We start from the raw sequence: 10,447 nt of genomic DNA on the forward strand, positions 1-10,447 counted from the left end.
GGCCCGTCCGCTCCATGGCTTCCCGTGCGGGCGCCTGGACGAGCGGCCGGTCGTCGGCGTGGCCGTCGGGACGGGGCGCCGCCGGGGCCGTGGCGGCCGGTGACGGAGCGGCGGGGGCGGTCGGCGTGGGGACGCTCACGCATCCGGAGGCGGTGGCGGCGGTGACGGCCGTGACCGCCGCCGACAGCAGGAGCGTGGCTGAGCTGGACTTTCTGGGCACCCGGGCAACTCTGCTGGACGGAGTCGCCGTGGGGCAGCCGGAGCGGGTGAGGATGCCCCGCACGGGTGACGGCCGGGGCGCCGGGGTGCCGGCCGGTGGCGTCGCCGCAGCCCTCCCGGAGTTCCGCGGCTCAGTCGTCCGCCCCGCCCAGCATGCCGTGCAGCAACTACCCGAAGCCCGCCCGGAGTTCCGTGAGGCTCGGTACCGCCGCGTGGTAGGAGCCCGCCACGCACGAGAACATGATCCCCTCGGTCCAGGCCACCAGCGACAGGGTGTGCCGCTCGGGATCGCGTGAGCCGGCCGCGCGCAGGAGTGCGGTGAGCGGCTCGCGGAACTGCCGGCCGGTGTCGTCGAAGAACGCGCGCAGCTCCGGCCTGCGCGTGGCCTCCAGTGCCAACTCATAGCGGCAGACGAGCAGTTGGGGGTGGAGCGGCGGCTGACCGTCATCGCCCTGCGGGCGATCCGCGTCGTGCGGGTCTGTCGTGCGCGGGTGTATCCGGGCAGGTCCGGCGGGGCGCCGGGGGCCGCGTGGTGGGCGAGGACGACCGCGTCCTCGATGGCCTGGTTGCCGCCCTGGCCGAGCGTCGGTGCCATGGCGTGCGCGGCGTCGCCGAGCAGGGCGACCCCGCGTCAACATGACCCGGAGCCGGTCCGTGATCGCCCTGCGCAACACCGCGATCCGGGCCGCGGACGCCCTCGGCCCGGCCGTGCTGCTGCGCGGCATGGACGGCATCGCGGACTGGCGCCCGCCGCAACAGCGGCCCTACGTCGCGCAGGGCGAGCGGCGGTAGCCCGCGACGCCCGTATGCTGCCCAGACGCAACGGGGCATCGGCGACAGAGGAGTACAGGAACGTGAAGGTCGGCTGCATCGGACTCGGCGACATCGCGCAGAAGGCATACCTTCCCGTGCTCACCACGCAGGCCGGGATCGAACTGCACCTGCAGACCCGGACGCCCGCCACCCTGGCCAGGATCGCGGACCAGCACCGCATCCCCGAGGCACAGCGCCACACCGACCTGGACTCCCTGATCGCTCAGGGGCTCGACGCGGCGTTCGTGCACGCGCCGACGGCCGTGCACCCGGAGATCGTGACGCGGCTCCTGGAGGCCGGTGTCGCCACCTACGTCGACAAGCCGCTGGCCTACGAACTCGCCGAGTCCGAGCGGCTCGTGCGGCTCGCCGAGGAGCGCGGCGTCAGCCTCGCCGTCGGCTTCAACCGGCGGTACGCGCCCGGGTACGCGCAGTGCGTCGAGCACCCGCGCGAGCTGATCCTGCTCCAGAAGAACCGGGTCGGCCTGCCCGAGGAGCCGCGCTCGATGATCCTCGACGACTTCATCCACGTCGTCGACACGCTGCGCTTCCTGGTGCCCGGCACGGTCGACGACGTCACCGTGCGGGCCCGTGTCGAGGACGGACTGCTGCACCACGTGGTGCTCCAGCTCGCGGGCGACGGCTTCACCGCGCTCGGCGTCATGAACCGGCTCAGCGGTTCGACCGAGGAGATCCTCGAGGTCTCCGGGCAGGACACCAAGCGGCAGGTCGTCAATCTCGCCGACGTCATCGACCACAAGGGCCAGCCGACCGTCCGCCGCCGCGGCGACTGGGTCCCGGTCGCCCGCCAGCGCGGCATCGAGCAGGTCGTGCTCGCCTTCCTCGACGCCGTCCGCGCGGGCAAGGTGCTCGGCGCCCGGGACGCGCTCGCCACCCATGAGCTCTGCGAGCAGATCGTGCGCGAGGTGCTGCGGACCGGCGCCTGAGCGTCAGCGGCCGTGCCAGACGTGGGCGGACGGCAGACCGGACGCCGCCGCCCGCCGCCTGGACCAGCGCACCGCCTCCGCCGCCGCGAGCACCACGAGGACCGTGACCGCCGCGTGCACCGGCCAGTCGCCGAACCGGACGTACAGCGTGCTGCCGTGCGCGGTCGGCGCCTCGTACACCCGCGCCGCGCTCGCCGACGCACCCAGCCAGGCACCGGCGCGCGCCCCGTCCGGGCCGTACACCGCGGACACCCCGGTCAGCGTGGCGTGCACCATCGGGCGGCCCGTCTCCGCGGCCCGCACCGCCGCGAGCGACGCGTGCTGCTCGGGCGCCCAGCTGTGCTGGAACGTCGACGTCGACGACTGGGCCAGCAGCACCCGGGCCCCGTCCCGCGTCAGCTTCCGCGTCATGTCGGGGAACGCCGACTCGAAGCAGACCAGCGGGCCGACCCGTAGGTCACGGCCGCCGTGGCGGACGTCCATCACGACCTGCCGGGTGCCCCGCATCCGGTCCTCACCGGCCGCCTTGCCGACCGACGTCGCCCAGCCGAGCAGCCCGCGCGCGGGGACGTACTCGCCGAACGGCACCAGGCGCATCTTGTCGTAGCGTGCGCCGGTCGGTCCGTCCGGGCCGATCAGGACCGAACTCTTGTAGATGCCCCGGGCCGTCGAACCCCCGTCGCCGGCCGGGCGGCGGGCGTCCACATTCACGAGGACGTCCGCGCCCACCTCGCGGGACAGGGCGGCGATCCGGCCGGCCAGGTCGGGGCGCTCGGCCAGGTCGAAGCCGACGCTGCTCTCGCCCCACACCACCAGGTCGACGTCCTGCCCGGCCAGCCGGCGGGTGAGCTCCTCCTCGCGGTCGAAGCGACGGGCGACGCTGTCGGCGCCGGCGACCACCCCCGGCTGCACCACCGCGATCCGCACCCGTCCGTCGGTCGCCGGACGCGGCGCCCACGCCCAGGCGGCACCGGTCACCGTCACCGTCGCGACGAGCCCGGCCACCGCCGGCACCCGGGCCCCGCGCGCGACGACGAGGACGGTGATCCCGGTGTTCACCGTCACCACGAGCAGGCTGACCAGCCAGACGCCGCCCACCGAGGCGAGCCGCAGCGCGGGCACCACCTGCCACTGGCTGGAACCGAGCAGCCCCCAGGGGCCGCCCAACCCCTGCCACGAACGGACCAGTTCGACCATCAGCCAGGCCGACGGCACGGCGACCAGGGCGGCCGCCGCCTGCCCGGCCGACGGCACACCGTGCAGCAGTCTGCGCAGCAGCCGGCCCCACGGCGCCCAGAGCGCGCCGAGCAGCGCCGCGATGACGACCGTGAAGACGTGCAGGCTCGGCAGCAGCCAGTGGTGCACCGCGAGCATGAAGCCGAGGCCGCCGAGCCAGCCGTCGAGCGCCGCCCGGCGCGGCGTGGCCGCCGAGCGCGCGAGCAGCATCCACGGCACCAGGGCCACATAGGCGAACCACCACAGGGACGGCGCCGGGAACGCGAGCGCGGGCAGGGCGCCCGCCCCGACCGCCGCGGCACCGCGCCACCAGGGCGACGAGCCGAGCCGCTGCCGCCATCGCTCCATGCGCCGGGCCTCCCGGGTCGTACGACACCTGCCAGTGCCTTCAAGTGTGCGCGCCGGAAGCGATCAACGACAGTGGGCGTTCGGCGAGGTGGCGCAGTGTTCACGCCCCGGCGGCGGCCCGCTCCGGAGCGCGCCGCCACTTCTCGTGCACCGTCACCCGGTGCATCCGCCAGCCACTGTGCGTGCGGACGAGTCCGAACGCGTACCGGCCGCCGCACACGAAGTCCGGGGCCGTGCCCTCGCCGGCGAACCGCATGGGGTTGATGAAGTCGGCCTGCACCCGGGCGGTGTCGCCGACGTCCCGGTCGAGGATCCCGAACCGCACCCGCCGGTTGACGATCAGGTGCTGCCGCATCGGGAACAGCTCCATCGTCGAGGTGAGCCAGCGCGCGATCTCCTCGGCGCTGCCCTCCACCCCGCCCGCGTCGCGGTAGTCGGCGCGGCCGTCCGGCGCGAACAGCGCGCGGTACGCCGTCCAGTCGCCGTCGTCGACGGCCACCGCGTAGTCGGTCACCAGCTCGTCGACGGCGAGCCGGTCGAGGACGGTCGCGAGTTCCACACGCTGCGTCATCGGCTCAGTGTCGGTGCCGCGTCGCGCGGAGCCAAGAGTCGTGCGCACGCGGGATGAACGGGGATACCATGCGGCCGATGGGAATTCGGTCAACTGGCCATCAATAGGGGGTAGTTGGTGAAGAACGCCGATCGCAGGACCGCGTACGAACGGCAGACCGCACGCAAGGAGTTGACGTCGCGTCAGAAGCGGCGGCTCGCCAAGAAGGCACGGCAGGGCAAGGGCTGACGCCCGCGCCGGACCGGGTCCGGCGAAACTCCCGGGGCGGCCGGGAAGATCGCTGCTACGGTCGCCCCATGCCAGCAGAACCGAACAGCCCGGCGGCCGGACCCGTGACCGCCGACGACGTGGCCGAGGCCGTCCTCCTCGCCGTCGCCGCGCTGACCCCCGCGCTCGACGCCGACTGGGACGTCCCGGCGGGGGGCCTCACCTGGACCGTCTGGGAGACCGGCGAGCACCTCGCGGACGACCTCTTCTGGTACGCCGCCCACATCGGCCCCCTGACCCCCGCGGTCGACGGCAACCTGCCCTTCGGCTGGGACCGGCGCAGTCCCACCGGCCCGCAGAACACCGTGACGGCCGACCGCGACGCCGGACCGGCCGCCCTGCTGCGGGTGATGGACGCGTGCGGCGGCATCCTCGCCGCCGTGGTCCGCGCCACCCCGCCGACCGCCCGCGGATACCACGTCCACGACGTCTCCGACCCGGAGGGCTTCGCCGCGATGGGCGTCGTCGAGACCCTCGCGCACGCCCACGACATGGCGACCGGTCTCGGCGTCCCCTTCGAACCGCCGGCCGATCTCTGCGCCCGCACCCTGCGCCGGCTCTTCCCCGACGTGCCCGGCGGTACGGAGCCGTGGCCGACGCTGCTCTGGGCGACCGGCCGCGGTGATCTGGAGGGCCGTGAACGGCGCACGCAGTGGCGCTGGTACGGTGCGCCCGGCGCGACATGATCACCGACCGGGAGGCTCCCTTGCCCCGCCCCATCACCCTTGTCACCGGCGGCAGTCGCGGGATCGGCGCCGCCACGGCGCTGCGGCTCGCGCGCGACGGACACGATGTCGCGCTCAGCTACGTACGCGACGAGGACGCCGCCGAGCGGACCGCCGAGGCCGTACGTGCCCAGGGCGCGCGCTGCGCCGTCCTGCGGGCCGACACCGGCCAGGAGGCCGACATCGAGCGGATGTTCGACGAGGCCGTCGCCCAACTCGGGCCGCTCACCGGCCTGGTGAACAACGCGGGCGTCACCGCCCCGCTCGGCCCGCTCGCCGACACCACCACCGAGGACCTGCGCCGCGTCGTCGACGTCAACGTCCTCGGCGTACTGCTGTGCTGCCGTCGCGCCGCCCGCGACATGGGCGCCCGCGGCGAGGGCTCCATCGTGAACCTGTCGTCCGCGGCGGCCACCCTCGGCAGCCCCGGCGACTACGTGCACTACGCCGCGTCCAAGGCCGCCGTGGACACGCTCACCCTGGGCCTGGCCAAGGAGTTGGGGCCGGTCGGCGTGCGGGTCAACGCGGTCGCGCCCGGCATCATCGACACCGAGATCCACGCCGCCAGCGGCGCCCCCGACCGGGCGGCCCAGGCAGCCCCCGGCATCCCGCTGCGCCGCCCGGGCACCGCCGACGAGGTGGCCGCGGCGATCGCCTGGCTGCTGTCCGCGGACGCGGCGTACACGACGGGCACGGTGGTGAGGGTGGCAGGCGGCCGCTGAGCGGGCCGCACCTGCCGGAACGCCCCTGTCGGCCGCAGGTCGGGTCTCGCGCGGCACCGACCGGAACGCCCCTGTCGGCCGCAGGTCAGGTCCCGCGCGGCACCGACCGGGTCACGCGGCCTCGCCGACGGCGACCCGCATGGCGCGTGCCCACTCCGCCACCAGCAGTTCGTACTCGGCGCGCTGGTCGGCGGTGAGCCGGCCGGCCGCGCGCAGCCACAGGCCGCGGATCTGCTCGTTCACTTCGGCGGCAGACCGCGCGGAACCCGAGGAGACTGGCGGCGGCATGCGCCCAGGCTACGTGCGGCCCGGCCGGTTGGGAACCCTGAGCGAGCGGTCGGCTGCGCCAAGTGATCAACTGGGCAAGGGAGTTGCCGCGGCCCTCAGGGTGCCGACGGTGTCAGCAGGGCGGGCAGCACCGTGCCGGACAGGAGCGCGAGGCGGTCCGCGTCCGGGGAGCCGGACTCGGCCGTGTAGACCATGACCCGCAGATCGTCGCCCGCGACGGTGAGGATGTCGCAGTCCAGCGTCACGGGGCCGGCCTGCGGATGGTCGATCGTCTTGCGGGTCCCCTCGTGGCGGCCGACGGCCCCCGAGTCCCACAGCCCGGCGAACCGGCCGCTGTCCGCGCGCAGCTCCGCCACCAGGTCGCGCAGCCGCGGATCCGCCGGGTAACGGCCCGCGGTGGCCCGCAGATCGGCGACGAGGGCGGCCTCCGTCGCGCGCCGCTCGGCGTCGCTCTGCCGGACCCGGCGCGGCGGGCCGAGGAACGTCCACCAGACGCCGTTGCGCCGGTGCCCGGGGCCGTCGGGATCCTCGGGGCCGTCGCCCATCAGGGCCGTGTACAGCGGATTGGCGAGCAGCAGCGTCCACGCCGCGTCGAACACCGCGACCGGCGTCCCGGCCAGCCGCTCCAGCAGCCGGTGCACGCTCGGCGCGAGCGTGCCCGGCACGGTGTCGGGGCCGGGCGGCGCGAGCCCCTCGAGCCGGAACAGATGCGCACGCTCCTGACCGGACAGCCGCAGCGCGCGGGCCAGCGCCTCGACCACCTGGTCGGAGGGGCGGGTCGCGCGGCCCTGTTCGAGCCGGGTCACGTAGTCCGCGGAGATCCCGGCGAGCAGCGCCAGCTCCTCGCGGCGCAGCCCGGCCGCGCGCCGCTGCCCGACCACCGTCAGCCCCGCCGACTCCGGCGACACCCGGTCCCGCCACCGCCGCACCGCGTCCCCGAAGTCACCGAAGCGCCCGGGGTCCGGATGTCCGTCGAATGCCGTGCTCGCCATGCCCCTACTGTGCCCCGTCCGGTACGGAACTTCCTGGTACCGCGAGTCCCAGGAAGCAGGGACTGCTGGCAGCGGGGGCCGCGCCGCCGCAGGATCGAACCATGACCACGACACTCATCACCGGGGCCAACAAGGGCCTCGGCCGCGAAACCGCCCGCCGTCTCGTCGAGGCCGGCCACACCGTCTACCTCGGCAGCCGGGACCTCGAGCGCGGCCGCCGCGCCGCCGAGGAGACCGGCGCCCGGCACGTCCTCATCGACATCACGGACGAGGCGTCCGTCACCGCCGCGGCCCGCCGGATCGAGGCCGACGGTGGCCTCGACGTCCTCGTCAACAACGCCGGGATCGAGGGCCGCACCGAGGGCAACGGCATTGTGCTCCCGGCCGACGAGACCGTCGACACGCTGCGCCCGCTGTTCGAGACGAACGTCTTCGGCACCCTGCGCGTGACCCACGCCTTCCTGCCGCTGCTGCACCGCTCCGCCGCCCCCGTCGTCGTGAACGTCGCGAGCGGCCTCGCCTCGCTCACGGCCCTCGCCGACCCGACGAGCCCTGGTCACGGCTACCCCGGCATCGCCTACCCGGCCTCCAAGACCGCGGTCAACGCGCTGACCGTGCAGTACGCGAAGGCCTTTCCCGACATCCGGATCAACGCCGTGGAGCCGGGATTCACCAAGACCGACCTCAACGGCAACACCGGCGTACAGACCGTCGAGGAGGGCGCCGAGATCATCGTGCGGATGGCGCAGATCGGCCCCGACGGACCGACCGGCGGCTTCTTCGACGCGTCGGGCCCGCTGCCCTGGTGACGGATGGACCCGCTGCCCTGGTGACGGACGGGCCCGTTCCGGGTCCGAGGCGCTCTGGTGGTATGTGCGCACTGCATCTAGCTTGGCGAGGACACGTCACGCGTATCGAGGGGGAGTCATGACTTCGTCAGCCAAGAACCTGCTCGGCACCGCCGAAACCGCGGTCGGCAAGCTGAAGAGCACATCCCACCCCGACGACATCGACCGCGCACTCGCCGCCACGCACCTGGCACTGGCCGCGAGCAACATCGAACTCACGGCAGCGATCGTCGACCTGCTCAAGTCCGCCAACACGAGCACCGGCGGCATCAAGAAGATCGCGGACGCCTTCGCCAAGAGCGTCGACGAACTCACCACCCGCCGTCCCTGACCCCGCGCCGGCACCCGGGCTGCCGGGTGCCCCGGCAGCCAGTACGCCGCCGCGCCGGGCCGGCGCGGAAGGCTCCGCCTCAGCAGGCGGCAGGACTCACGCACACCCGCCGTCTACCCCGCGGACTCCGCGGCGTGCGGGCTGAGTACGCCCGCCGAGACGAGGACGAACAGGGCGATGCCGAGCGCGATCCGGTAGTAGACGAACGGCATGAAGCTCTTGCTGGAGATGTACTTCATCAGCCATGCGATGACCGCGTACCCCACACCGAACGCGATCAGCGTCGCGAACACCGTCGGCCCCCACGACACGTGACCGCCCTCGGTCGCGTCCTTGAGTTCGAAGACGCCGGAGGCGAGCACCGCGGGGATCGCGAGGAGGAACGAGTAACGGGCCGCCGACTCACGGGTGTAGCCGAGGAAGAGGCCGCCGCTGATCGTGGCGCCCGACCGGGAGACGCCGGGGATCAGGGCCATCGCCTGGCACAGGCCGTAGATCAGGCCGTCCTTGACGGAGAGGTCCTTGAGCTCCTTGCGCGACCGGACGGCGCGGTGCTTCCCGCCCAGCTCGTCGCGGGCCGCGAGCCGGTCCGCGACGCCGAGCACGACACCCATCACGATCAGCGTCGTCGCCGTCAGGCGCAGATCGCGGAACGGGCCCTCGATCTGGTCCTTGAACGTGACGCCGAGCACGCCGATCGGGATCGAGCCGACGATGACGAGCCAGCCCATCTGCGCGTCGTGGTTGCCGCGCATCGTCTTGTCGGTCAGCGACCGGAACCACGACGAGATGATCCGCGCGATGTCCTTGCGGAAGTAGATCACCACCGCGGTCTCGGTGCCGAGCTGCGTGATCGCGGTGAAGGCGGCGCCCGGGTCGGACCAGCCCGCGAACGCGGCCGTCAGCCGGAGGTGGGCGCTCGACGAGATGGGCAGGAACTCCGTCAGCCCCTGGACGAGCCCGAGAACGAACGATTCGAACCAATTCATGAAGGGGTACGCGATCCAAGGGCTGGGCGGGACCGGCCGCGAGCGCGGGCCGGGCATGGGCGTGCGCGCCCCCGCCACATGGGTCGCGGGCGCACGCGTGGGGCAGCGTAGCGTCCGAAAGTGACGGGACCCCCACGGGGGCCGCGGGCCCGGGTCAGTCGGGGTCCCGCTGCGCCGCCACGAGGGCGTCGCCCGCCGGGGTCCGGAAGTAGAGGACGGAGCGGCCCGCCCGGCGGCGCCCCACCAGCCGGGCGTCCAGCAGCACCTTCAGGTGACGGCCCACCGAACCGAGGCCCTGACCGGTCAGCGCGACGAGCTGGGTGGTGCTCAGCGGCTGTTCGAGCCGGACGAGGACGTGGGCGCGGGCCGGGCCGACGAGCGCGGCCAGACCGTCCGGCGTCGCCCTCCCGGTGTCGGCGAGCGCACCCGCGCACGGGTACACCACCGCGTACCGGTCGCCGGCACCGTCCCTGTCGCTACAGCCGTCGGTGTCGGTGTCGGTCTGCCAGGAGACCCAGCCCTCCTTGAGGGTGACCGGGACGAACAGGAGCCGCGCACCGGAGACGTCGCGCGGCGGATAGTCGTGCGCGTTGATCCGCAGCAGCCCCTCGCCCAGCCAGCGCATCGTCGGCCGCATCCCGGCGAACGCCGCGGCCCAGCCGCCGCGCGTCAGCTCCCGGGTCCGCGCGACGACGTCGGCCTCGATGACCCGGCGCCGCCGCGCCCACTCGGGCCGCACCGTCTCCCGCCACACCCACCCGAGCAGGTCCGCGACGCGTTCCGCCAGGTCGTCGGCGTCCGCCAGCGGTCCGGGCAGCGGTCCGGGCGAGGAGACCGCGAGATCCGCGCGGACCGCGTCGGAGGAGACCGCGCCGATGCGCCCGAGACCCTCGTCCAGGTCGTCCTCGCGCAGGCCCGCCGGGGTCGGCGTGAGGAAGTCGGCGTTCCACGTCGCCCCGAACGCGGCGTCGACGAGCAGCGCGGTCACCGGGTCGGCGGCGAGCCGGGCGCGGTAGGCGGGCAGGTGGGCGTCCAGCCAGCGGCGCTCACCGGGGTGGGCGGCCACCGGCGCCGCGAGCTTCTTCAGGCTCGCCGTGGTCTCCACCAGCGACGACACGACGAAACGGCTGCCCGCGAGGGTGTCCGCGTCG

General features: G+C 74.2%; 12 protein-coding genes and 3 pseudogenes. 6 read left to right on the plus strand and 9 right to left on the minus strand.

Going from position 1 to position 10,447, the window contains the following annotated elements; all coding sequences use genetic code 11:
* The 3 pseudogenes from M4J07_RS43650 to M4J07_RS48600 all read right to left on the minus strand — a co-directional run.
* A pseudogene (locus tag M4J07_RS43650) lies at nt 1–220 on the minus strand (hypothetical protein); the annotation flags it as partial.
* A 166-nt stretch (nt 221–386) separates the two neighbouring features.
* Nucleotides 387–647: pseudogene (locus M4J07_RS43655) on the minus strand (TetR/AcrR family transcriptional regulator); the annotation flags it as partial.
* Nucleotides 648–652: 5 nt separating this feature from the next.
* Nucleotides 653–844 (minus strand): annotated as a pseudogene (locus tag M4J07_RS48600) (FAD-dependent monooxygenase); the annotation flags it as partial.
* Nucleotides 845–855: 11 nt separating this feature from the next.
* Between M4J07_RS48600 and M4J07_RS43665 the strand changes: the two are divergent.
* Together M4J07_RS43665 and M4J07_RS43670 are read left to right on the plus strand one after the other, a co-directional pair.
* Nucleotides 856–1,011: a hypothetical protein gene (locus M4J07_RS43665; RefSeq protein ID WP_255982100.1), complete on the plus strand. Its 156-nt coding sequence runs from the start codon at nt 856–858 to the stop codon at nt 1,009–1,011.
* A 62-nt stretch (nt 1,012–1,073) separates the two neighbouring features.
* On the plus strand, nt 1,074–1,979 hold the full coding sequence (locus M4J07_RS43670) for a Gfo/Idh/MocA family protein (RefSeq protein ID WP_255982102.1): 906 nt from the start codon (nt 1,074–1,076) through the stop codon (nt 1,977–1,979).
* Nucleotides 1,980–1,982: 3 nt separating this feature from the next.
* Here the strand turns inward: M4J07_RS43670 and lnt are convergent, their stop codons facing one another.
* Together lnt and M4J07_RS43680 are read right to left on the minus strand one after the other, a co-directional pair.
* Nucleotides 1,983–3,563, minus strand: coding sequence for an apolipoprotein N-acyltransferase (lnt, locus tag M4J07_RS43675; protein WP_255982104.1), 1,581 nt, complete (start codon nt 3,561–3,563; stop codon nt 1,983–1,985).
* A 100-nt stretch (nt 3,564–3,663) separates the two neighbouring features.
* On the minus strand, nt 3,664–4,134 hold the full coding sequence (locus M4J07_RS43680; RefSeq protein ID WP_255982106.1) for a nuclear transport factor 2 family protein: 471 nt from the start codon (nt 4,132–4,134) through the stop codon (nt 3,664–3,666).
* A gap of 296 nt (nt 4,135–4,430) precedes the next feature.
* On the opposite strand from M4J07_RS43680, the gene M4J07_RS43685 reads away from it, so the two are divergent.
* Both M4J07_RS43685 and M4J07_RS43690 read left to right on the plus strand, forming a co-directional pair.
* Nucleotides 4,431–5,087, plus strand: a complete 657-nt coding sequence (locus M4J07_RS43685) for a hypothetical protein (RefSeq protein WP_255982108.1) — start codon at nt 4,431–4,433, stop codon at nt 5,085–5,087.
* Nucleotides 5,084–5,848 (plus strand): SDR family oxidoreductase, encoded by a 765-nt coding sequence (locus tag M4J07_RS43690; protein WP_374215189.1) that lies wholly within the window; start codon nt 5,084–5,086, stop codon nt 5,846–5,848. Before M4J07_RS43685 ends, M4J07_RS43690 begins: the two co-directional genes overlap by 4 nt.
* Before the next feature lie 111 nt (nt 5,849–5,959).
* Here M4J07_RS43690 and M4J07_RS43695 read toward each other — a convergent pair whose 3' ends face one another.
* The gene (locus M4J07_RS43695) at nt 5,960–6,136 is read right to left on the minus strand and encodes a hypothetical protein (RefSeq protein ID WP_255982112.1); all 177 of its coding nucleotides are present in this window, start codon (nt 6,134–6,136) and stop codon (nt 5,960–5,962) included.
* Nucleotides 6,137–6,231: 95 nt separating this feature from the next.
* Nucleotides 6,232–7,128 (minus strand): helix-turn-helix transcriptional regulator, encoded by an 897-nt coding sequence (locus M4J07_RS43700; RefSeq protein WP_255982114.1) that lies wholly within the window; start codon nt 7,126–7,128, stop codon nt 6,232–6,234.
* Nucleotides 7,129–7,229: 101 nt separating this feature from the next.
* On the opposite strand from M4J07_RS43700, the gene M4J07_RS43705 reads away from it, so the two are divergent.
* Nucleotides 7,230–7,937 carry an SDR family NAD(P)-dependent oxidoreductase gene (locus tag M4J07_RS43705; protein ID WP_255982116.1) on the plus strand — a complete coding sequence of 236 codons (708 nt, stop codon included), beginning with the start codon at nt 7,230–7,232 and terminating at the stop codon, nt 7,935–7,937.
* A gap of 118 nt (nt 7,938–8,055) precedes the next feature.
* Nucleotides 8,056–8,307: a hypothetical protein gene (locus M4J07_RS43710; RefSeq protein ID WP_255982118.1), complete on the plus strand. Its 252-nt coding sequence runs from the start codon at nt 8,056–8,058 to the stop codon at nt 8,305–8,307.
* A gap of 113 nt (nt 8,308–8,420) precedes the next feature.
* Here M4J07_RS43710 and M4J07_RS43715 read toward each other — a convergent pair whose 3' ends face one another.
* Both M4J07_RS43715 and M4J07_RS43720 read right to left on the minus strand, forming a co-directional pair.
* A complete protein-coding gene (locus M4J07_RS43715) occupies nt 8,421–9,296 on the minus strand; it encodes an undecaprenyl-diphosphate phosphatase (protein ID WP_255982120.1) in 876 nt (291 codons plus the stop codon).
* A gap of 154 nt (nt 9,297–9,450) precedes the next feature.
* Nucleotides 9,451–10,447, minus strand: a 997-nt coding sequence (locus M4J07_RS43720; RefSeq protein WP_255982122.1) for an ArsR/SmtB family transcription factor, incomplete at its 5' end; no start/stop codon positions are given.

The organism is Streptomyces longispororuber, from assembly GCF_024448165.1.
Classification (GTDB): domain Bacteria; phylum Actinomycetota; class Actinomycetes; order Streptomycetales; family Streptomycetaceae; genus Streptomyces; species Streptomyces longispororuber_A.

Excerpts from the sequence above, each read along its gene's own strand:
- M4J07_RS43680 (WP_255982106.1), bottom strand. The coding sequence starts at position 4,134 with ATGACGCAGCGTGTGGAACTCGCGACCGTCCTCGACCGGCTCGCCGTC.
- M4J07_RS43665 (WP_255982100.1), top strand. The coding sequence starts at position 856 with ATGACCCGGAGCCGGTCCGTGATCGCCCTGCGCAACACCGCGATCCGG.
- M4J07_RS43700 (WP_255982114.1), bottom strand. The coding sequence starts at position 7,128 with ATGGCGAGCACGGCATTCGACGGACATCCGGACCCCGGGCGCTTCGGT.
- lnt (WP_255982104.1), bottom strand. The coding sequence starts at position 3,563 with ATGGAGCGATGGCGGCAGCGGCTCGGCTCGTCGCCCTGGTGGCGCGGT.
- M4J07_RS43710 (WP_255982118.1), top strand. The coding sequence starts at position 8,056 with ATGACTTCGTCAGCCAAGAACCTGCTCGGCACCGCCGAAACCGCGGTC.
- M4J07_RS43690 (WP_374215189.1), top strand. The coding sequence starts at position 5,084 with ATGATCACCGACCGGGAGGCTCCCTTGCCCCGCCCCATCACCCTTGTC.
- M4J07_RS43705 (WP_255982116.1), top strand. The coding sequence starts at position 7,230 with ATGACCACGACACTCATCACCGGGGCCAACAAGGGCCTCGGCCGCGAA.
- M4J07_RS43695 (WP_255982112.1), bottom strand. The coding sequence starts at position 6,136 with ATGCCGCCGCCAGTCTCCTCGGGTTCCGCGCGGTCTGCCGCCGAAGTG.
- M4J07_RS43715 (WP_255982120.1), bottom strand. The coding sequence starts at position 9,296 with ATGAATTGGTTCGAATCGTTCGTTCTCGGGCTCGTCCAGGGGCTGACG.
- M4J07_RS43685 (WP_255982108.1), top strand. The coding sequence starts at position 4,431 with ATGCCAGCAGAACCGAACAGCCCGGCGGCCGGACCCGTGACCGCCGAC.